The organism is Planococcus ruber (assembly GCF_022819085.1).
Lineage (GTDB): Bacteria > Bacillota > Bacilli > Bacillales_A > Planococcaceae > Planococcus > Planococcus ruber.
The window spans coordinates 1,366,362-1,388,901 of the sequence record NZ_JALHAG010000001.1 but is presented as its reverse complement, the minus strand read 5'-3'; the positions used below and the strand labels follow the sequence as shown (position 1 = coordinate 1,388,901).

Genomic DNA, 22,540 nt, shown 5'->3' with positions numbered 1-22,540 from the left:
GGCACGCCGGATCTACTAACTTAAATATTCTGCAGCGATGCGAGCCACTAAAGTCCTCGGCAATAGGACAGACAAGCCGCTTCCTTTTACCGCTTCTTCTTTATGAAATTCGTTGTAGCCCATGCAATCCATGACAATGACGGAAACGCCCTGTTCTTTCAGTTTTTGAGCTGCTCCACGTATGTCGCTTTCCTCATAGGGCGAAGCCACTTCAGTTTTCAGTTCTATATTAGGTTGATGCCATTTTTCCAGCAAGCTTCCCCGTTGTTCTTCCAACGGGATAATCAGTCCAAGCGTACCATTGTCCATCAAAGACTGTACGGTCGCATTTAAAATTTTATCCGGATAAATAATCGGCTTAGCAGCTGTAAGGCTCGGGAAATCGCCCGTACACAGCATGATTGTGACCTCTGTTTGCTCTTCTAATCGACTCAGTTCATCTTGCAGCAAAGGCAACAGTTTCGATTTCCCAATTTTAATCGATGCGCCGTTTCTTAATTTAGAGATATAGATCGTGTCTACAGTTCCCGGGGAAACCAAATGCATTTCATCGTCCTTTAAAATGTCCAATCCTCCTGCTTCGATGATGCCAACTCCCTCACCTAAAATACGCTGAATAGAAGGCGTTACATCAGTACGCGGTGACTGTCCAATCGTCAAAACACCAACTTTTGAGCGTGTCATGATTCAGCTTCTCCGTATGTTTGGAGATGGCGCATAGAACCGTATAAGCTTTCAAGATGATTAAATTCATTCCTATCATAGAAATCAATCTGGCCTTGGGTAAATTCTTTTGCCGTTTCAATTGCAAAACGGACTGCCTGAGCAATATCCACTTCATGCGTTGCCCCTGTCCCTGACCCTGGAACCGCTGATTTTGCCGTTATGGCAAGGCCGACCACTGGGGCCTGGGTTGCGACAGCTGGCTGAAGGATGCTATTAATATGATAGACATCATTACCGTATGGCGTTATATCCTGCATCGTCACTGCAAAAGTTACAGGCAGTTCGCCGGTTGTCATTTCCATGATGCGCAGCAATTCATTATTGAACTTCAGGATATAGCCCGATTTTACAGTCGGGGATAAGGCAATGCCCCGGTGATTGATGACTTTATTGCCTTTTGTCGTATCTATGGAAAGCACAGCTTCCATTTCAGGCAATACTTCGTACTTGTTCATGCTTAAGATATCTACGGGAGATCCCATGAAATCGACAGGTTCATGCGGCTGAGTCGGCGCATCCGGACAAATATGCGTTGTAATATAGACATCTCCCGGTAACCGGTCGCCTCTTACAGACATTTTCGCCAATTTCAAAGCAGTGGTTACAGCGGCGACTGCACCATCGCCGTCTGATACAAAACCGATTCGTGCCGGCCTTGCACCTAGCCCGCCTAATCTCCCGACCACTCCAAAAGTAGGAGCATTTCCTCCATCCGCTTTACCTTCCGTTCCTTTAATAAGAATTTTCACAAAGTCTGTGTTCCCTTTTTCTCCTGTGACTGTCTGGTATGTTGCTTCGGCAAATTCGAAGTCTTTGAATAATTCCACTACATTTTTTCCGCTTGCTTTTGAGTCGTCCAATAGTTCCAAGACGGCCATTGTGTCTTTTAAAGCCATGAGCTCCACTCCCTTAGATGATTTTCTTTTCGACGATCGGTTCGATTGCTTTCAATAATTTTAAGTTGAACATTGTAGAGCTTAACTTTAAATTTTCCTTAGGCACTGAGATTACAGCGATATTCATATTATCTTCAATTTCTGCACTGACGATCGGCATTCCCGTATCCGCATTAAACGTCATGATCAAATCCGGGAAAGTCCCTCTGCGTTCACCATTCATTTCAACGGTCATATATTCATTCCAGAAGGTCAGTTCTAAATCGTCAATTTGGACAAAACCGACATCAAAGCCGTTAATTGCTTTCAGTTCAAATTTACTTACTTTGCCCGAATGGATGATGCGTCCTTTCAAATAGGAAGCTGCCGTTTCAATTCGCTCCGGCCCTTCAGGAGCTCCCAAGAATGCGGCTCCTAATTCAATAGCTTGTGTAATCCCGCCAATGGCGGCATTTTCTTTAATGTAAGCAACATCAACCGGATTGCGACATACGCCAACCATCCCCCCCGCTTGAACGGATAGCGAGCGGATAGCACTCGATGATAAATCAAGGGAAGCTGTAACGACCCCTTCCACTTTTTTCGCTCCGGCACCACCTGAAAAGGTTTGGATCGATTCATAACCTTCCAGTTCCGATAAGTTCAACGATCCCATCGAACCTGTTGGATGAGCGCGCCCATTGCATGGCGCATCCAGAAAAGGCAATCCAGTCATGGCAGCTTGCAGCCATCCGTTAATCGTTGTTGCCGCACCATTTTCGTTTGTCATCAAGGCTTTTAATGGTTTAGGGAATTCCTTTTGCATACGGAGCACCGTATCCACCATTTGCTCAGCACTCACAAACTGCTCTTTAGCGGAAGGTGCACCGACAAGAGAAACGCACGCGATGAAATCATCATCATTCAGCTCTTCTACTGATACTAAGCGTGGAGAGCCCGATTCAAAAATCAGTTCCGCTTTTTCAAGGCCGTCTTTGATCCAGCCTCCACCTCCACCGCCAAGGATACATCCTCCGTACACCGCGTTTACTGCATCTTCAATCGTTAAAATTTTGGTTAACATTTCTTCTCCCCCTTATCTTGCTTTCCAAATCGACGTAAAGAAGCTGTAAATAGCATCTCCGGCGATAAATCCTGCTGCTGTTGTATACATGGCATTTTCCGCTTCCGGCCCTTTGACTTTCAAAATCGTAATGCGGATAAGAATTCCGATTATTACTGCCCAACCGGCAATCGGATTGACAATTAATAGACCCGTTGATAACATGATTCCCAATTGCCTTTTCGGTCCACCAATTAATTGAATGATGGCACCTGGAATAGCCCATAGGAGCAATAGCATGCCGACATCACCCGTCAACCCCACTTCAATAGTTGTCGCATATACACGGTCGACCGGCGGCACAAGATCCTGCTCGAAAAATGATTGGGCAAAGATGCTGACCATTGCCACTGCGACGGCAAAACCGATCAGGGAACTTTTCAATTGCTGGCGGCGGCCATGCAGCTCGGCGGCGATGTCAGCGCCTTTACGGATGATGACACCGGATTTGAAGTCATAGCCTAAATCAGCAAATGCTGGACCTGTTGCTGCTGTAAATCCTGTCAACAATGCTAAAGCCACTGGCGGGAAGCCTAACATCATTCCGATCAGCAAAGCGATCAAAGTCACGGCAAAGGCAGGGAACCAGCCCGAATGCATTGCTGCAATTCCGACGATGATTTCACTGACAAGCGCTGCAAATGCTGCGAATAGGACAAACAAAAGCGTTTGCCATAACGGCATATCCGCTACGATGCCGCCCAGGACCGCCACCAAAGCGGCACCTCCAAGATAAAGCACAAAACCGATGCCGAAACCTCTTTTGGCATCTGCTTCAGAACGTGTATAGATATGGTCTCCTTCGACATGCTGTTTCACTTTTTCTTTGTTTGATCGCACCAACGTCATGACGAACTGCAAAAGGGCAACAATCCCAGCGCCAATCATCATGCCATGGGGAATATATAATTCGTTCAAATCGATTCCAAATAATTGCACAGAATAGCCTCTCAGCAATAAACCGATGCCGAACATCGTCAACGCCCAAATGTTTCCAATAAAAGCTACTCCGAAAGCGGACATCGCAATCCCAAAATGAGAACCAATCATTCCCCCTAGAATCCCGAGACCCAAGTACTTTGCTTTTGTTCCACCTTCATCTCCGGCTTTCAAAGCTTCGGCTGTCGCGATTCCAGGCGGCCAAGGCTCATTTGAACCGAATAATTTCGAATCGAAAACTTTATAAAGAATGAATACATCAATGAATAAGGCAATTCCTGCACCGATTAGCATCGGAACCATTAGTTCCGGCATTCCCATGACATAAGGCAGTCCAATCGGTATCAGTAAACTATTTGCCGCACCGAACGTCGCTGCTGAAATGGTCGTCTGAACCAAGTTCTGGTTTTCCAGTGAACGATATTTATAAAACATCTGCATTGGAATTCGAGCAATCATCATCGCGATTAATGCACCAATGATTGAAGTATTCGGCGTAATTCCAAGCGAAGTAATCAACTGCATCCCGATGATGGCCCCGAAAGCGGCAATCACAACTGAAAATAAGATAAATGGTAAATCAAAGGTTTTTTTCATTTAGAATCCTCCTTGCCTATCAATTGATAGGCGATAGCCTGCGCTTCAACTAAATCGATAACCGGGATTTTGATATGCAGAGTCAAATAATCCTTTAAGCGAATGGTCGAAAATCCCGTACAAGCGAATAAAATAACATCTGCACCTTCATCTATTAAACTTTCTACAACACGCAATAACTCTTCTTTCGCTCCGTCATTAAATAAATCAGTGGTTTTCCGCAATTCTGATGAAAATCGATGCTTGAAAAACCGCTGGCCAAGCTCTTCTTTCATCCTGCTCGGCGGTTCATCTGTGATGCCGACGATCCCCACTTTACTGCCGACCATTGCAGCTGCATGGGCACCGCTGACCCCCGCTCCAAGTATCGGCAAATCGACTTGCGCTCTTGTTTCCTCCAACGCCGGGTCGGCAGCACAGCTTATGGTAATGGCATCCAATTTATACTTTCTGCTCATTTCCTTCGCAAGCTCGACTATTTTCGGTATCGCTTCCCGTTCAGAAGCATCGTCAAAAATGCCATTCGGCTGACTTCCGATACAGTGGGTCACCGTCTTGGCGAAGGATTTTTCTTCGATTTTTTTCCCATGTTCTTGTAAGACCTCTTCATTATCTGTTGTAAGTACACGTATAATCCCTAACATGATTTCATCCCCCTTTTGAAAAATTATAAATAGTGACACTACTTATTTATATGCAAAAGATAGGAAAAGTATTCAATTGCCCATTGCTCACTTTTTCACCAAATCAAAAAGGCGGAGTCATCCGCCTTTAATTTAACTCTTTCAATTTGATACAAAACTGTAAAATAAACCGATGTTCTGCATTATCTAAATCCATCATCAACAGTTCCTGAATTTTTTGGAGGCGATATGTCATCGTCCGCCTATGGATAAATAGTTTTTCCGCCGTGCGTGATACGTTTCCGTTTTCCTCTAAATATGTCTTCAAGGAAATAAACAATTCATTATCGGCCTGGCTGATTTCTCCAAGAACCGATTCAATATAATTCCTCACTTGAGGTTCCTCATTCAATTGAAAAAGTATTTCATACACGCCTAGTTTGTCTTGCGAATAAACGGGTTCTTCCGGCTGGATTTTCAATCCAATTTCCATGGTTTTAACAGCTGAACGGAGATTGCCGTTAAATTTCTTTGAATGGTTAAACGGCTGGCTGATAGCAAGCCGAAATCCGTTATCTGGAAATGCTTCATTGCTCTTCACTGCTATTTCAACCCATTGCTGGATGATTTTTTGGTAGTGTTCTTCTTTACAGACGATTAATGCATAATACTGCTGATATTTTTCAAAAATGAGAGTCGAGGCATTCTCCGCTTTTCTGCTGCAGAATTGAAGCCAGTGCCGGCACAGGCAGGAATAATCCAGCAGCGACATCACCGGGTAATTGCTGGCATCCATTGTCCGGCCCCTAAAGCAAAGCACCAACGCCCGTTCATCTGGCTGGATGCTGTTTTCTCCATTCGTAAACTTCTCTAAAGCTTCTAAATCCTGCATCCGATCTTTTTGGAAATTCAACTGTTCTTTCAGTATCAGTTCTGCCATGCTTACGCCCACTTGAGCAATGTGATGGGAAGTTATTGCCTCAAAGGCATTCTGTCCTTTGTGCAATAAATGAAGGGTTCCAAAGACATTGTTTTTCGAAACCAGCGGAATTATATAACGGCTTCGCTGCCCCTCCATTTTGAATTCAATAATTTTATTTGTCTGAAATTCAATTCGCCATTGTTCCAGTACTTTAGGGTACTGTTCATAGCGAGGTTCAGAAAACAATAACACTGAATTACGCCATTTATCTGGCTGGAATCCATTAGATATATATAATAACTTTCCTTCCATGTCTTCGATATATACGGGTGAGTCTGTCAGCTTCTCTAAAAAGTTAAGTGCTTTCTTTACCGTTGGAAAATCAGTATCATCAAACTCACTGAACGGGTTGACCGACTGGTCAATTTTCGTTTTCTTTTCTTCGTACAGCCGCTCATATAGTGGCGTTAATACATTGATATAAGATACATTTTTAGGCAAAGCAATAATCGGAAACGAAGATTCATCAGCTAGCCGGATCATTTCTTCCGGCAATTCATTCACGAATCTCCCTATTTTGATGACAATTCCCGCTGCTTTCTTGTCAATTAATGTTCGAAGCACCTCTACCTGCTTGTCCGGATTTTCACTGATGGAGTAAAAAGCAGTCATCACCAGAATCCCTTCATTAATCCAAGAAACCACTTCCGGCACTTCCATCACTTCAATCGACCTTATTTCTCTGGCCCCTCCAGCTTTCCCAGCAATCAAAACCCCTTTCGCCAGCTCCCCAATCCGTAAGGCTTCTTCCATGATCATCGGAACCCCTCCTCTATATTTATATAATTTTATCAGAATATAAAAAGTAGTATATATAGTTAATCGATTTAATACTCATCCCTTTCTAGATTCAGACTAGGTGTTTATTTTGTTCAAATAAGGCCAACCTTTCAATCCATCTAAAAAATCCATTTCCAGAGAGGCCTCTTCTCCGGAAATGGACTTTAAGATTTCTTATTTGCTTGTAAACCACTCAACAAAGATTCCCCTAAAATACCACTCCTTAAAAGCGGCATTCCATATCAAAGATCCGGCCCCGGCAATTACTGCCGCCGCAATCACCTGATGCTTCCCAGACGTTGCATACAAACTCTTCTTGCGGACCCGATGTTGCCGGAGCTGAAGTTTTTTCATTCATGCTAATCCCTCCTGAAATTTGTATGGTCGTCTAATACCCGATTAGGAGGAGGTTATGCACTTAATCCGGCATTCATTTATTTGCCCAAAGTTTATTTCTTCGACCGCGATTTCTTATAATCCATTTTCGTCGAAAAAGACAACGTCAGTCCCGCTTTCTCTTCGTAGTTCACGCCATTCGTTGCCTTGAATAAATGATACGGCGTGTCCATCGCCAGCTCATCCAGCAGCCCCAATTCCCGCCGGACGTCCATTTTGAAACGGAGCTCGTACGCTTTTCGCAGCTTATTTTCAAACGTCTCCAGGCTGATGTCGACGACAATCGTGCTGCCGTTACTCAACGTGACAAGGGTTTGCTTGTTCTTCAACCCTTCCGTTGCATAAACGTGCCGCAGCGAAAACCAGATACAGTCTTTCCGGAACGGCGATTTGCACGGAAACAGAATAATTTCGTGATCGTAGTCGATAATGATCGGGTGCATGGTGATTTTGCCCAACACATCATTCGATCCTTCCATCGCGCCGCGCAGACTCGTTCCACGGTAAAGCAAATTGTAGTCGATCAATTGATACGGAGGTTTGGCCACTTCCACATATTTGTCTGTTCTGCAGACGAGCGAACGCAGCTCCCCGTTCGTATAATTCGGCAAAATCATCATCGTCTCCCGCGTGATCGCGAAGTCTCTATTCATTCTCATTTCTTCATTTTCCCCCTTTTGAATTAAATGCTTTTTCAATCCAATAAAAAAGGAGTATACTAACACGTAGTTGGTATACTCCAGCTAACAGCCTCCGGGTGATGGTCCGACCAGACTTTCACACCCGGAGGTTTCTTTCGGTTTTCCTCTTCTCTTTCACTTCCCACCCCTTTCTGGAAATACAAGGAAGCAGCGGAATCGAAACCTCATAGCTTCCTATCATTTCCTATTTCTGAAATAATTATATAGGCAATTCGAGATATTGCGCAACTATTTTTAATTTTTATACAACTTTATTTTTCAGTATTTTTCATGCCAAAAATTACTTTAGGTTTTATACAGAAATTGTACGGTTTTGAGCCTTCTATTTTCACAAATACCGCTCTTTTGAATAAATTCAGCCAAGTTTTATGTTGTAAAATCTCCACTTCTTTTTAAGAAATCCTTCTATATAATAAAGCGATCCGGCACCTCTTTTTAAAAGAAGTGCCGGATTGTTTTGTTATACAGCAATAGTCATAAATGTTTTATAGGCTAAATACAAAAAGGCAAAAGATGCTAAAACACCTGCGAAATAATCCGAAAGCTTTAATTTCACTAAAATGTACCTTAAAATGATTGCTCCAATTAAAGGCAAACCAATAACAATTAACAGATTCATCAGCAAGCCATCCATGAACGGCTGCATCGGACTAAAATCCAATTCCATAATATCCCTCCTACTCTTCATAAGAACTATCGGCAAGAACGGCTTTTTGTTTACCGATTTATCGCAGAATAGGTGCTTTCACTCTATTTCATGTTGAAATCCCCCTTGCTTCATTCGCTTTAACTTCAATCGACACTAACTTGTTTTCTTTCGACACTATTTCCTTTTCTACTTGCACTATTCCAATTTGTACATGAACTATTTCATTTTCTTCTGACACTAATCGAAGTTCTTCTTGCATTAGTCTAACGCTCCCCATCATCCGATCCATTCTACATAAATAAACGCTGCAGAATCTGGTACTCACTTTGAACTCCTGCCTAATTCGCCGAATTCACCCCATTGCCATTCGAAATCACCCTTGGGGCTTGCGAAATCACCCTTTAGACACCCGAAATCACCCCTCCGCTCCACGAAATCACCCCTCCTCCTGCAAATCACAACCAAACATCGCCAAATTCCACCGCCCTTCGCCCTTTTCGCTTTTCGCAAAGCGGAAAGCCGGTTTTGGGCAATTAGGTTTTGTGGAGAGCTGCTCTCTGACTCGCTTGGGTTACCCGTAAACCCCAGCCCACAACAAAAAGCCGTCCCTAAAACCCAAATGGGTTCCAGAAACGGCTCTCCTATCTACTCACGTATCCAAAAAGTTCTTTCCAACCAATTCCCCAGCATGGAAAATAAATTCCGCTGCCAGCTTCACGCCATTTTCCAAATCACCCAGATCCGCAATCTCCACCGGCGAATGCGTATAGCGCGATGGAATCGAAATGACGCCCGACGAAACGCCGGTGCCCGTCATGTGAATCGCCCCGGCATCGGTCCCGATGCCCATGAAGATCTCCTTCTGAACAGGAATCTCTTTTTCCTCAGCTACCCGCTCCAATAACCCCGTTACCAGCGGATGCGCAATCAACGACTTGTCCGCAATCTTGATGCAGGGGCCGGCACCGAGCGTCCGCGTGCCGGTCATCAGCACATCGTACGTATCGCTCGTCGGCGTCGTATCAACCGCCAGCGCAAAGTCCGGCTGGAACCCCGGCGACAAGACGGATGCGCCGCGGAGCCCGACTTCTTCCTGCACCGTGAAGACGCAGTAGACGTCGCCATGTGCGCGGCCCGCACTCTCTTTCAACACCGAAATGAGCTCGATCAGCGTCGCACAGCCCGCTCGGTCATCCAACGCTTTCCCGACCACGCGGCTGCGCCCGATGCGCTTCAATTCGGCGCCGTAGCTGATTGGCTGCCCGACTGCCACACCCATCTCCGCCACTTCTTCGGGATTCGCCGCACCAATATCGATATACAGCTCCCGGTGGTTCGCCACGCGTTTCGGGTCGTCCCATTTCATGTAATGGGTCGAAAGCGTCCCGATGACGCCGTCCACATAGCCATCCGTCCCTTTGACCTTCACCGATTGCGCATGCAGGATGCGCGGGTCGAATCCGCCAAGCAATTCAAAACGGATCGTGCCGTTCGGCTCAACCTTTTTGACAATAAACCCGATTTCATCAGCATGCGCGGCAAGCAAGACAGACGGCATGCTCGCATCCGTCGCATTGAGTTTCGCAATGACATTGCCTAACGCGTCGACTTCCACTGAATCCACCTGATCTTTGACTTTATTCCAAATGTAGCGCTGGACGTCCTGCTCAAAGCCGCTCGGCCCAACGAGTTCGCATAATTCCTTCAACAATTGATACACAAAACCACTCCAAGCTCTTAGTTGTTCGTCAAGTACACATCGGTCAGCAAATCATTGCTCATCGGATGCGGCACGTAGCCTTCCACGTAATCCGCCTGCGCAAGCGGCGGCGTCGTATAGGCAAGCATCAGCCACGGCGCGTCTTTTTGGAAGAGCTGCTGCGCTTGTTTGTACAGCTCTGTCCGCTTGTCCTGGTCGATCGTTTCACGCGCTTCTGTGATCAACGCGGTAAACTCTTCGCTGTCGTAGAACGCAATGTTCTGCGCCGGTTTCTTGATATTCGTGTTGCTCAAGTTCGGGTACAGGAAGTTGTCCGGATCCGCCATAACGCCGGTCCAGCCGTAAAGCGCCATGTCGTGCTTCCCGGCACTCGTATCATCCAAATACGTCGCCCATTCCATCGACACGATTTCCGCTTCGATGCCCACTTCCGCTAAATCCGCTTGAATCGCTTCCGCAATCTTCATCGGCTCCGGCAAATACGGGCGCGGGTTGCTCATCGTATACAGCTTCGTCTTAAAGCCATTTTCAAGACCGGCTTCCTTCAATAAATTCTTCGCTTCTTCTACATTGTAGTCGTATTTCTCAAGCGTATCGTCATAGCTCCAAAGTGACGGAGGCAGCGGGCTTGTCGCCGTATCCGCGAGTCCGCTATAGAACGCTTCAACGATTTCTTCTTTGTCCACCGCCATATTGATCGCCTGTCTCACCAACGGATCGTCAAACGGCTCTTTCTCCATATTGAACGCCATGTAGCCGATGTTGAAACTTGGACGCTTCAACAACTCAAAGCCGTCTGCCTCTTCCACGACCGTCGTATCCCCTGCGTTCATGCCGTCCAAGACATCGATTTCACCTGTCTGCAAGGCATTCAAGCGCGCCGAGTTTTCCGGAATGACGCGATAGATGACTTTATCCAAATGCGGTTTGCCTTCCATCCAGTAATCTTCGTTTTTCGCTAGCGTAATCGTATCGTTGCGGTTCCAGCTTTCAAACTTGAACGGGCCTGTTCCAACCGGATTTTCATTCAAGGTATCACCGTATTCCTCAATCGCTGCCGGGCTCGCAATCCCGAACATCGAAATCGCCAGGTAGCTTAAGAAAGGAGCGGTTTTCCGCTTCAATTTAATCTCCAGCTCATAATCGCCATTCGCTTTCACATATTCGATCAAATGATTCTCATCGCCTTTAAACCCACCGTACAAGAACGGATAGTAAGCAAAATCCCCTTGGTGGTACGGGTTTTCCGGATCCATCCAGCGTTCAAAGTTGAACACCACCGCATCCGCATTAAAATCCGTGCCGTCATGGAACTTCACGCCTTCACGCAATTGGAACGTCCACGTCAAGCCGTCTTCGCTCGACTCATATTCTGTCGCAAGCTTCGGCTGCAGCTCCAAATTCTGATCATATTCAAGCAAAGTCTCAAACACATTGTGCGTAACCCGGATCGATTCGCCGTCCGTCACATTGATCGGATCCAATCCCACCGAATCCGCACCACGGCCATACACTAGCGTGCCGCCATTCTTATCTCCTTCAGCGGGCTCTCCTCCGCTGTCCGATTCGCCCGCTCCGTCATTTCCGGAACAAGCCGCCAATAATAAAACCAGGATCAATCCGATTAACCATGAACTATGTAGCCTTTTCTTCATTCTCTGTCCCCTCTTTCTCTTCGCTGTGAATGTTTATAATAATACAATAATTCCGAATAAATAACCATATGTTTTCTTAAAATAATTCGAAAAACGAATTATTTTTTCGAAATCTGTTTGATTATTTCCTTTTTTCGTTACATTTTCCAGTTTAATAACAATAAAAGCGAATGATTTTATAACAAAAGCTATTATTGTTCACTTTTATGCAAACTATAGCATACAGCCTTATTGCATATTCCTCTACACATAGAACGAACAACTGCCGACAGCAAAAAATCCACAGATGAGAACCGCAAGTTCTCGTCTGTGGATTTCCATTCGTTTTGTATCTATTCACTTCGACAAGGAAAAAACTTCCTTTAAAATAAAAAAGCGCTCCCATTAGGAGCTGCATCTTTTCATTATTCTTCCGTTAATTCAACTGCTAGCCCATTCTCCTCAGCCGATCCAGCGCCTTCTCGCAACGCTTTAGCGAATTCTTCTTGGCTTTTGAAAAAGATCACATCGTTGATGCGCGTTTCCATGACCTTGGTTTGAGTTGTAGCGTTCATGTGATTACCTCCGTGATTGAATATTCTTGAGTTAATATGCTTCGAGTTAATGAGCATACTTGCTCCTAAGTTATATATTCCCTATATATTAGTAATTAAACATAGCCATCTCTGGCTACCGATGTCAGCTTGTCATTATTTTTCACATTTTATATGAAAATCTGGCTGAACAGTATTTTATCCTATCTCGCTTTTAAATAGAGGAATCTTTATTTCATTCCTTCGGCAAGCTATTGGCCAAAATTATTATTAAAAAGCGAAGCTGCCGGAGTAGTCCACTAGCAGCCCCGCTTTTTCAATTAATAACTGCCTGTAGAAACTTCTCCTTTCACGATAGAAACCCCATTACTCGTCCCTATTCTGGAAACGCCCAGATCAATATATTTTTTTGCGTCTTCTAATGTCCGAATTCCACCGGAAGCCTTTACTTTTACCTTTTCTCCAACTGTATTTTTCATGATTTCAACTGCTTTTTCACTCGCGCCGCCGCTGCCGAATCCGGTTGAGGTTTTTACATAATCTATTCCGACTTCCTTAGCAATGTTTGAAACTTGGGCTATTTCAGTGTCTGTCAGATAGCATACTTCAAAAATAGCTTTTATGATTAAATCTGAGTGTGTGCTTTTAAGGGCCGTGATGCGTTTCATTTCTTCTTTTACTTTGTCAAATTCCCCGTTTTTCACATCGCTAATATTGATTACATAGTCCAGCTCTTCCGCGCCCTCTTCAAGTGCTCGCTCAGCTTCGAATACTTTTACTTCTATTGGATTGGCCCCCAAAGGAAAACCGATAACTGTACATACTTTAACATCGGTATCCTTAAGAAGCGCTGAACAATAGGGAACATAATCCGGATTTACACAGACCGTTGCGAAGTGATTTACTTCGGCTTCTTGGCATAATTCTTTTACTTGTTCTTTTGTAGCATCCGCTTTTAACAAAGTATGATCAATATACGATGAGATATCCACTTATGAACCTCCTTATTTAATGGGTGCAAATGTATTTGAATCATCTACGTAATCCGCAGCATTTGTTTCGTCAATCAAACCAGTTTCTGCGTTCATTACTTTTTCCACTTCTTCTCCGTTCCCTACTTTGACAGCTGTTTGAACCGCTAGTACCCCTAGCGAGATTGGATCATTGATGACTGTCGCTTTATAAGACCCTTCTTCAATTTTCTTGACAGCTTCCACCAGTCCATCAATGCCAATAACCTGAACTTCTCCAAGTTTTCCTGATTGTTCTAATACTTGCATAGCCCCAAGTGCCATATCATCATTATGGGCATAGACCATTTTCACATCTGGATGTGCCTGCAAAAGATCCTGCATGGAAGAGACCGCTTTCGCACGAATATAATCGCTGTATGGCCCTTCAATAATCTCCACCCCGGAAGCTTTCTCGACAATTTCATGGAATCCGTCGTGGCGCGCTTGCATGACAGTACCGCCAGCATCACCTTGCAACTCAATTATTTTCCCGGAAGCTGAATCTCCCCCAAGCAATTCGATCGCTTTTTCTCCAGCCAGACGGCCCATTTCTTCGTTATCGCGTCCGATGTAAGATGCGACTTCTTCTTTAGTCGCACGGTCAACTGTAATAACCGGAATTCCTGCTGATTCAGCTGCACGAAGAGCCGGAGCTACCGCTGAAGGGTTAACCGGATTAATCAGTAATACATCTACCCCTTGTGTGATAAGAGATTGAATATCCGCATTTTGTTTTTCGATATCATTTTGTGCATCCACCACTTTCAATTCTACTCCAGCTGTTTCCGCTTCCTTTTTTGCTCCATCAACAAGTGATGTATAAAAAGGCGATTCCAGAGTTACCTGTGAAAAGCCGATGACCAAATCCTTCACTTCTTCGTCTCCATCTTTCTCTGCCCCTGCTGCATTCTCTTCTGATCCACAGGCTGCCAAGATCAATGCCAGTACCACTGCGAATACCATTGCCGTCCAATTCTTCTTCATTGCTGTTTCCCCCTTATTTTTTATTGGAAATATATTGGTTCATAATTAAAGCCAAAACGATAATCACCCCCATAAACACTGATTGATAATAAGAAGATAAGCCTAATAGGTTGAATATGTTGACGATCATACTCATTATCAGCACCCCAATGAATGTTCCGCCGATGCTGCCTTTCCCACCGAACAAGCTAGTACCGCCTAATACGACCGCAGCAATTACATCCAATTCAAGTCCTGTTCCAGCTGTCGGCTGCCCTACTGTCAGCCAGGCGCTCATTAAAATTCCAGCTACAGCGGCCAAGGTTCCCGAAATAATGAAACACCAGGTGACATATTTTTCAACGGGAATTCCAGATAGCCTTGCAGATTCCGCATTGCCTCCCACCGCATAGATTTTTCTGCCGAAGGTGGTGTATTTTAATACGATAACAGCAACGATGGTGAGGACGATCCATATGATGGCTGTCAGAGGTATTTTCCCAAATACGTTTCCGCCTAAAGCCGTGAAGCTTGGTGGAAGGTCATAGATCGGATTTCCGTCCGTAGTCAAAAATGCAAGTCCTCTCGCACTGACCATCATGGCGAGGGTCGCAATAAAAGCGGGTACTTTAAACTTCGTTGAGATAAAACCGTTTACAAATCCGAGAGCAGCTCCAACCACGAGCGTAATTGCAATTGCCGCTGCCGGATTCATTCCCGAGCTGATCATTAATGTCGCCAGCATCCCAGTCAAGGCCAAAACAGCACCCACCGATAAATCAATTCCTGCAACTAAAATTACAAATGTCATTCCAATACTGATAATCCCTACAAAAGAAGATTGCTGCAGAAGGTTCAGTATGTTTTGGACCGAAAGGAATTGATCAGATAATAAACTCCCGATAATAATAAATCCTAAAAAGATAAAGAAAAGATTGTATTTTTTCAAAATAACCTTGAACGAAGGAAACCGCGCTTCCCTTTCTTCGTTTCTTTCTATATTGACAGTCATAGTAACCTCCTTCTGTATCAGCCTGATACCGCTATATTCATAATTTCACTTTTATAATTGGCAGGTGTTGAAAACTCTTTTATCAATCTTCCGTTAAACATGATCAATACTCGGTCACAGACAGCTAAAAGCTCTTCAATTTCTGAGGTCGCCATTAAAATACTTTTTCCATCTTCAGAAAGTTCTTTCATAATCGTATAGATTTCGTCTTTCGCCCCAATATCAATCCCTTGGGTAGGTTCATCAAATAACAGCAGGCGGGATTGATGGATAAGCCATTTTGAAATAATGACTTTCTGCTGATTTCCCCCGCTCAAATTTCTCATAGGCACCTCTTTGCTGCTTGTTTTGATATTCAGCTTCTCTATCATTTCCTGCATAACGGCTTTCATTTGTTTCCGTTTAACAAAACTGCGGTTGGAATAAGCCCGAAGAGATGGGAGAAAAGCATTTTCCGAAATCGACAAATCAAGAATCGCACCTTCTGTTTTCCGGTTTTCCGGGACCAGCCCCATCCCGTGATCTACAGCTTTTTGAGGAGAAGATATATTTTTTTTCGAGCCATCTATATAAATCTCTCCTGAATCGATCGGGTCCGCGCCGAAGATTGCTCTTAAAAGTTCAGTTCTTCCTGACCCAACAAGCCCATATAAACCGACAATCTCACCTTTTTTCACAGAAAAAGATACATCATGGATTTTTTTATTGCTAAAGTTTTTCACATCCAAAAATTCTTCTCTATGAGTCGTGTGATGCACTTTTTCCTTTTTCTCAATTTTTCTTCCCGTAATATGCTGAATCAGCTCCGGTTGGGAAATGTTTTCTAGGCGATCTGTAATGACCCATTCGCCGTTCCTCAATACTGTGACTCTGTCTCCCACTGCATACAGTTCTTCTAATTTATGTGAAATATAGACGATGGTGTATCCCTTGCCCTTCAAGAGCCTTATCACTTCGTACAATTTTTCCACTTCATCTCCCGATAAAGCAGTAGAAGGCTCATCCATTACAATAATTTTGCAGTCTGACGCAATCGCTTTTGCTATTTCCGTCATTTGCTTCAACCCCATACTTGCTGAAGAAGTTTGAAGAGACGGTGCAATCGATAGACCTAAAAGTGAAAAAATCTTTTTTGCTTCTTCATTCAGTTGCTTCCACTTGATGAATCCACCGTTAGGATTCAGATAATTTCCCAGATAAATATTTTCTGCCAAGGTCAATTCTTCTACTAGAGACAGTTCTTGATAGATGGTAGAAATTCCAAGTTCTTTGCTATCCGAAGGTGTTTTAATGGCGACGGATTTTCCTTCCAAGAGAATTTCTCCTTCATCTTTCGTATAAACCCCTGCCAATATTTTCATTAACGTAGATTTCCCTGCGCCGTTTGCACCGATTAAACAATGTACTTCTCCTTTTTCAAGTGAAAAATCAACTTTTTGCAACGCTTTTACTCCTGGAAAAGATTTAGACACTTGCTTCATCTCGAGTATGTTGCTCACGTTGTCCGGCCTCCCCATCCTTTAACTTTTTCATAATCGGAAATAACGCTTCATTTAAATTTAAATAAATGTCAAATAGCTCGCTGTATTTTTGAGTTTTGTCCAAATCCGGATAATATGTCTTTTTCATCTTCACCATAGCTGATGAAGCAGCCGTCAAACTTGAATAATTGCCCAATCCGTATGCGGCAATAATTGCGGCTCCTTTGGAACCTGTTTCAATATCTTCTGGAATTGAAATCGGCAAGCCTGTGACATCGCTAATAATTTGCATCCAGCATTTGTTATGTGTACCTCCGCCTCCCGCTATGATCCGATCAACCGTAATACCGGATTGGTTCATCGTTTGGATGACATTTTTTGTTCCAAATGCGATGGACTCCAGAATCGCTCGATAAATATGGTATTTACTATGAGATAAAGTCAACCCGATAAATGCGCCAGTCGCATGGGGCGTCTTGTAAGGCGTTCGATTTCCTTTCCAACTATCCAGCATCATCAAGCCTTCACTGCCAGCGTTGATCGACAAGACTTCTTGTTCAAGCTCTTTATAAACTTCTTCTTTATCAAACCGACCGCTGTAAAATTCTTGTAAAAACCAAGAAATAATGGAACCGCAAGACAATTGGCCCCCTTCCAACAACCAATGCCCTTTCACTAATGGAGAATCATATGGCCCCCAAAGAGAATCATTTAAAATGGGTTTATCATGATGCATCATATGGACAAAACTTGTACCGGTAATCATGCTTAACCGACCTGCTTCCAGAGCTCCTGAACCAATCATTCCAATATGCGCGTCAATTCCTCCCTGATATACCGGAATGCCAGCTTCCACTCCCAATTGTGCTGCAGCAGCTTTTGTCACTATTCCAACTTGATCGCCGACATTCAAGATGTTTGATGGCCAATGGCCTGTGATTCCACGCAGATCCACAGCGTCAAAGAACGGCTCTGAAAACCCGCCAAGATGTTCCACATAATTCCATTTGCATGTAGCATTGCACTTAGAAGCTACAAGCTGATCCGTTAGTTGATAATTAATCCAGTCAATTTGTTCAACAATCCTTTTATCCGTTAAGTCATAGTGCTTTTTTAGCCATAACGACTTGGTCGTCATCCATTCTATAGAGGTTTTGCCTCCAGAAAAACGCAATTGATTTATGACGTGCTTTTGCTGATTCGAGTTAATTTCCTCTTCTTCTTGAATAGCCCTTTGATCCATCCAGCACTGCGCTGGTGCAATGGGTTTTAAATTCTTATCTGTTAAAACAACGGTGGATGAAGTGGCACATAAAGAGACCGCCTTTATCAAACTTAAGTCGATTGCCTGAGCCATCTTGTCCATCGCTGTTTTTAAGGCTTTCCACCAATCATTCGCATCTTGTTCCGAATAGCCGTTTTTTCGATGCTGCGTTGGATAGGAAGCGCTTGCAGAAAAAATATGTTCTCCTGCAATTGAATAGACACCGATCTTTAAAGACTGGGTTCCAAAATCCATTCCAAGCACAAGATCTTTTTTCATAGGACATCTCCCGGATAAAGCAAGATCTTGCTGAATACGATTTCTTTATTTTTTATCTTTTCGAATACTGCTGGTGTTTCTTCTATAGAATAGCGATGAGAAATAATTTCTTCGGTGTTAATTTTTCCATTTGCCATGCTGTCAATTACATACGTCCATTCCTTTCCTGGGAAAGGATCTGAGAAGGAGTTCCAAGAACCGTTTATCTCGATTTCATACCGCAGGAGCCGATCGACTGTTTTAGCAGAAAGTGTTAAAGGCTGATTGGAAATTCCCAAGAAAACCACTCTTCCCATTTTTCCGGTAATCCGGACCGCTTGATCTTGTGCAATGGCGGAACCGGAAGTATCAATGACAAAGTCGATATGGGTATCTGCCAACACCTCGATTACATCTTCAGTTCTTGAGTTCACTGTTCGATCGGCTCCCAGTTTGTTAGCAATTTCAAGCTTCTCATCGAAAATATCAATAGCTATCACTTCTTTTGCACCCATTTCACGTGCAAACTGGACGGCGAACATGCCGATTGCTCCAAGACCAATGACAACCGCCGTTTCCCCTTTTTGCAATTTCCCGCGCCATAAACCGTGGACAGCATTTGCTGCCGGATCGACCATCGCACCGGCGTCATACGAAATACTATCATCTAATTTCAAGATGTTCGCTTTTCCTACTTTGATGTAGTTAGCCATCGCACCGTCTGTACGTGAACCGTAATAGTTATAGTCATCGCATAATCCGTACTTTCCTTGCTTGCAATATACACATTTCATACAAGGTTCAAGAGGCGCTATCGTGACTCGATCACCAACTGACCATTCAGCAGCCTCTGAACCGCATTCCACAATCTGCCCTGAAAATTCATGCCCTAACGTCAGCCCTTGTGAGTAGGCGCCTTTTGTCAACGCGCGCGGAATATCAGATCCGCAAATTCCGATTACTTTAACTTCGATCAATACTTCCGTCGGAGAAATAGTTGGAACGTTCACTTCCTCCACTTGTAAGTTTCCTGGTTCATATAATTTCACTGCTTTCATCATTTTCACTACCTCCGGTTTGATTAAATAATTTTTTTGGCTAATTCTTCATCTATAAAAATCGTATTGGCATAGCCGCCTTTTAAAGCGCCTTTGACACTTTCCGCTTTCTCTATTCCTGAAGCAATAGCGATAGAAAAATCTTTCTTTCGTAGTTCCTCCAATTTAAGTCCAATCGTCCGTCTATTTAACTCTTCATCCACAATTTGGCCATCCACTGAAAAATAACGGGAACAAATATCCCCAACCGCTTTTTTGGCAATCAATTCATCATAAGCTCCTTCTTTGAAATAGCCGCCTTTGTAGAGAACCGAATTATGAGAGACATTCCCTATGCCGTAGACAGCAATATTACTCCGCCTTCCTAAATCCAGTGCATATTCAATGCTCGAATCCGTCATGATGGCATCCGCTATTAGGGACGAATCGACAATTGATGGAACCGGCAAAAGATACTGATCAGAAGAGAAGGTTTTTGAAAATTTTTCTAGCAAAGCAACAGACCCCGTAGAAAAAGTGCTTTTGGCTGCTCCGCCATTTAACTGAACAATTTTCATATTCGGCAAAACTTTAGGCTTTAAATATGGAACAACTCCATTTAAAGTTGTTCCCCACGAGACACCCAGAATTGATTTGTTGTCACAAATCTCATATAAATAATTAGCCGCGGCTTTTCCTACATCATTTTGGATCAAATGGGAATTGTGTATATAGACAGGGATCACAAAAACATTTTCCAAATTGTATTTCCTCTTAATTTCATCTTCTAATTCTATTACTGAGTCCAGAGGATAATTGATTTTCACATCCACAATGCCGGCTTTAAAAGCTGCATCTATGATTCGGCTCACCGTCGGCCTTGAATAACGGAGCTTCTCCGCGATTTCCTTTTGGGTTAAATTCATTTCATAATACATCCTTGCAACAATAATCATTTCCTGATTCGTATACATTTGTTTTCATCCCCTAGGTGAAATTATGTTCATCCATATGAATTTATTTCATGACTTGATTATACAGACTATTCTTTCTTTAGAAAGCGCTTTCTCAAAACTTGAACAAAATTTCATTTTTTGCTTTTTGACTAGTTTTTTATGTAAGCGACTTCTCAGGGAATAAGAATTCTTCAATCCATTTGTCGGTCATCTCTTCCTCTAACGGTCCCTTCAGGCCCTTTTTCTCTGCACGGTCGATGATTTCGGTCACTTTCTGGCGGGAATTCCCCGTGCTCGAAGCAATGCTTCTTAAACTAAACCCCTCCTCCTTCAACCTCAAAATCCTGGCGTATTGAAGCATAAAAAAATACCTCCTATAAAAAATGTCACACCAATAGGTGTGCTCATCAATTATATAAAGGTATCGTATCGAGTGGTGCATATCATGTCATTCAATGGTACATTCTGTGGCATTCCGTGGTAAAAAAGATGGCAAGGGTGGCTCAATTTAGTGGCTGTAATCATTATCAAAGAAACTCCTCCCAGAAATTCAATTCTGGAAAGAGTATCTCACGAAAAATCTTCTATTAGAATGTGTTCGCTATTAGACGCTTACTTATATCCGTCAATTCCTGGACAAACAATACCATCAACTTTTGGACATTATGAAATAGCATTAACACCTGGGAGGCGATTTTCCTTTTTACTCGCTTTTTCATTCCCAGGGAGCGACACAATTCACCACAATTCCAGTTTCTGCATAAATATTAAAAATCCATACTCTTTAACCTTCAGTTCTCAAGCATGGATTTTCTTTTGTATACATTTGTAGTGAATTGTCGGAATCGTTTCTTTCCCTGGGAAGCGATTTTCTCAATATTGAAATCCATGCTCTTAAACTTTTGGTTTCTAGGCATAGATTTCATTTTATACTATTGTAGTGAATTGTCTATTTTCTGGAGACGAGATCTTATTAAGAATTTTCTTGATTCACATCTTCATCAAATAATACCCATATTAAAAGTATAAGTGGCATAGCAACCAAAGAATGGAAGACTGCTGACGGAATCATACTCAATATAATCAACACTACCAAAGAAAACAAGAATATCTTATTTTTATTATTAGAAACTGTTTTTAAAGGCAATAGCAATAGTAACAAGAAATTGACTATCCCTAGAAGTCCATAAGATCTCATTAATAGAAGCCATTCATTATCTGCAGCATAAGAGAAACTCGCTCTTCTTAAAGGGCCAACCCCTATTATGAAATTATCTTTTATTATTTGTAAATTTTCATCCCAGTTATTTATACGTGCTACCCAACTTGTGTCGTTCTCTAATTCTCCGACTCTCGTAAATCTCCAAAAAAACTTCTCATATAGCACTTCATTCTTCATAACCATATAAATTATTACAGGAAAAATAGAAGTCATAATTATATTGAAGATGAGGTTTTTTTTATTATATTTTCTGGTGCTAATTAACAACAAAAAAACGAAAACAAAACTAGCAATACTTAGTGAAACCAATGAAGTTCTGGAAAGTGTGATTACTATTCCAGCTAAATTGATTAGGAAAAAAATTATAGAAACTTTTTGCTTATTAATCGAAAAATTATACAATGAAATTAAAGCAATTATTGAAAAAATTAATCCTAATTCATTAGGGTTACCAACCATTCCAAGCGGTCTCGGATGCTCGTAATCATTAATTAAATTTTGGAATTTATTCGGATTTATATACTCTAAATATAACTGATTTAGCCCAAATAAGTTTAGATACTGTTGAAGAGCTACTAAAAATAAAATCACCGATAACTTTTCTATATATTTGAGCATTTCTAACTTAGCAATTGATTTAGAGAGAGAGGTTTTAATGTAAGTCAACATCATAATATAAATTATTAAATACTTAAATATTCTAATAAATTGATTAAAATCACCAAATGAACTATTATACCCGTTCAAAGAACCTGCCATTATTGAAATAGCAATAATAGGCAAAAAGATAACTATTAAAGCGCTTCTTTTGTTCCAGTAAATAGAAATTTTATTTTTATATGCAAATTCTAAAAGAATTAAGACAACAAAAAATAAAGATATTACTTCTTCAATTCTTATCGCTGGAACTCCGGATATAATTTTAAATGAAGGAGTTAATATAAGAGAAAATAACACTAAATATATTAATATCTTCAAAAAGTGGTTAATTTTAATACTTTCCTGTTTGTCGTATAAGGTCATTTAATTGCCCTC

Annotated in this window: 22 protein-coding genes; all 22 read right to left on the bottom strand. The window is 42.5% G+C overall.

Features of this window, described 5'->3' with window-relative positions; translation table 11 throughout:
- Positions 1-15: 15 nt before the first annotated feature.
- Positions 16-684 (bottom strand): AroM family protein, encoded by a 669-nt coding sequence (locus MTR82_RS06905; RefSeq protein ID WP_246808438.1) that lies wholly within the window; start codon positions 682-684, stop codon positions 16-18.
- Entirely contained in the window at positions 681-1,622 is a 942-nt protein-coding gene (locus tag MTR82_RS06900) for a DUF1177 domain-containing protein (RefSeq protein ID WP_246808437.1), read from the bottom strand. Before MTR82_RS06900 ends, MTR82_RS06905 begins: the two co-directional genes overlap by 4 nt.
- A gap of 13 nt (positions 1,623-1,635) precedes the next feature.
- Positions 1,636-2,685, bottom strand: a complete 1,050-nt coding sequence (locus MTR82_RS06895) for a DUF917 domain-containing protein (RefSeq protein WP_246808436.1) — start codon at positions 2,683-2,685, stop codon at positions 1,636-1,638.
- A gap of 12 nt (positions 2,686-2,697) precedes the next feature.
- Positions 2,698-4,260, bottom strand: coding sequence for an OPT/YSL family transporter (locus MTR82_RS06890; RefSeq protein ID WP_246808435.1), 1,563 nt, complete (start codon positions 4,258-4,260; stop codon positions 2,698-2,700).
- Entirely contained in the window at positions 4,257-4,904 is a 648-nt protein-coding gene (locus MTR82_RS06885; RefSeq protein WP_246808434.1) for an aspartate/glutamate racemase family protein, read from the bottom strand. The genes MTR82_RS06890 and MTR82_RS06885 overlap by 4 nt, the downstream gene beginning before the upstream one ends.
- 127 nt (positions 4,905-5,031) lie before the next feature.
- Positions 5,032-6,624 carry a PucR family transcriptional regulator gene (locus MTR82_RS06880; protein WP_246808433.1) on the bottom strand — a complete coding sequence of 531 codons (1,593 nt, stop codon included), beginning with the start codon at positions 6,622-6,624 and terminating at the stop codon, positions 5,032-5,034.
- Positions 6,625-6,868: 244 nt separating this feature from the next.
- Positions 6,869-7,003 (bottom strand): hypothetical protein, encoded by a 135-nt coding sequence (locus tag MTR82_RS17085; protein ID WP_279576977.1) that lies wholly within the window; start codon positions 7,001-7,003, stop codon positions 6,869-6,871.
- 91 nt (positions 7,004-7,094) lie between these two features.
- Positions 7,095-7,700 carry a competence protein ComK gene (locus MTR82_RS06875; RefSeq protein ID WP_199876589.1) on the bottom strand — a complete coding sequence of 202 codons (606 nt, stop codon included), beginning with the start codon at positions 7,698-7,700 and terminating at the stop codon, positions 7,095-7,097.
- Between the two features lie 502 nt (positions 7,701-8,202).
- The gene (locus tag MTR82_RS06870) at positions 8,203-8,409 is read right to left on the bottom strand and encodes a hypothetical protein (protein ID WP_246808432.1); all 207 of its coding nucleotides are present in this window, start codon (positions 8,407-8,409) and stop codon (positions 8,203-8,205) included.
- Between the two features lie 88 nt (positions 8,410-8,497).
- On the bottom strand, positions 8,498-8,650 hold the full coding sequence (locus tag MTR82_RS06865) for a hypothetical protein (RefSeq protein ID WP_246808431.1): 153 nt from the start codon (positions 8,648-8,650) through the stop codon (positions 8,498-8,500).
- A 390-nt stretch (positions 8,651-9,040) separates the two neighbouring features.
- Complete coding sequence (locus MTR82_RS06860; protein ID WP_246808430.1) at positions 9,041-10,111, bottom strand: M42 family metallopeptidase; 1,071 nt, start codon at positions 10,109-10,111, stop codon at positions 9,041-9,043.
- Between the two features lie 17 nt (positions 10,112-10,128).
- Positions 10,129-11,766, bottom strand: a complete 1,638-nt coding sequence (locus tag MTR82_RS06855) for an ABC transporter substrate-binding protein (RefSeq protein WP_246808429.1) — start codon at positions 11,764-11,766, stop codon at positions 10,129-10,131.
- A gap of 404 nt (positions 11,767-12,170) precedes the next feature.
- Positions 12,171-12,320: a hypothetical protein gene (locus tag MTR82_RS06850; protein ID WP_246808428.1), complete on the bottom strand. Its 150-nt coding sequence runs from the start codon at positions 12,318-12,320 to the stop codon at positions 12,171-12,173.
- Positions 12,321-12,619: 299 nt separating this feature from the next.
- Entirely contained in the window at positions 12,620-13,291 is a 672-nt protein-coding gene (gene deoC / locus MTR82_RS06845) for a deoxyribose-phosphate aldolase (protein WP_246808427.1), read from the bottom strand.
- Positions 13,292-13,303: 12 nt separating this feature from the next.
- Positions 13,304-14,296 (bottom strand): substrate-binding domain-containing protein, encoded by a 993-nt coding sequence (locus MTR82_RS06840; protein ID WP_246808426.1) that lies wholly within the window; start codon positions 14,294-14,296, stop codon positions 13,304-13,306.
- Between the two features lie 13 nt (positions 14,297-14,309).
- Positions 14,310-15,287, bottom strand: coding sequence for an ABC transporter permease (locus MTR82_RS06835; protein ID WP_246808425.1), 978 nt, complete (start codon positions 15,285-15,287; stop codon positions 14,310-14,312).
- Positions 15,288-15,304: 17 nt separating this feature from the next.
- Positions 15,305-16,786 carry a sugar ABC transporter ATP-binding protein gene (locus MTR82_RS06830; RefSeq protein WP_246808424.1) on the bottom strand — a complete coding sequence of 494 codons (1,482 nt, stop codon included), beginning with the start codon at positions 16,784-16,786 and terminating at the stop codon, positions 15,305-15,307.
- Complete coding sequence (locus MTR82_RS06825; RefSeq protein ID WP_246808423.1) at positions 16,752-18,311, bottom strand: FGGY-family carbohydrate kinase; 1,560 nt, start codon at positions 18,309-18,311, stop codon at positions 16,752-16,754. The genes MTR82_RS06830 and MTR82_RS06825 overlap by 35 nt, the downstream gene beginning before the upstream one ends.
- A complete protein-coding gene (locus tag MTR82_RS06820) occupies positions 18,308-19,351 on the bottom strand; it encodes a galactitol-1-phosphate 5-dehydrogenase (RefSeq protein ID WP_246808422.1) in 1,044 nt (347 codons plus the stop codon). The genes MTR82_RS06825 and MTR82_RS06820 overlap by 4 nt, the downstream gene beginning before the upstream one ends.
- Before the next feature lie 20 nt (positions 19,352-19,371).
- Positions 19,372-20,283, bottom strand: coding sequence for a sugar-binding transcriptional regulator (locus MTR82_RS06815; RefSeq protein WP_246808421.1), 912 nt, complete (start codon positions 20,281-20,283; stop codon positions 19,372-19,374).
- Positions 20,284-20,440: 157 nt separating this feature from the next.
- Positions 20,441-20,644 (bottom strand): integrase, encoded by a 204-nt coding sequence (locus MTR82_RS06810; RefSeq protein WP_246808420.1) that lies wholly within the window; start codon positions 20,642-20,644, stop codon positions 20,441-20,443.
- Positions 20,645-21,256: 612 nt separating this feature from the next.
- Positions 21,257-22,528: an O-antigen ligase family protein gene (locus MTR82_RS06805; RefSeq protein ID WP_246808419.1), complete on the bottom strand. Its 1,272-nt coding sequence runs from the start codon at positions 22,526-22,528 to the stop codon at positions 21,257-21,259.
- Positions 22,529-22,540: the final 12 nt, after the last annotated feature.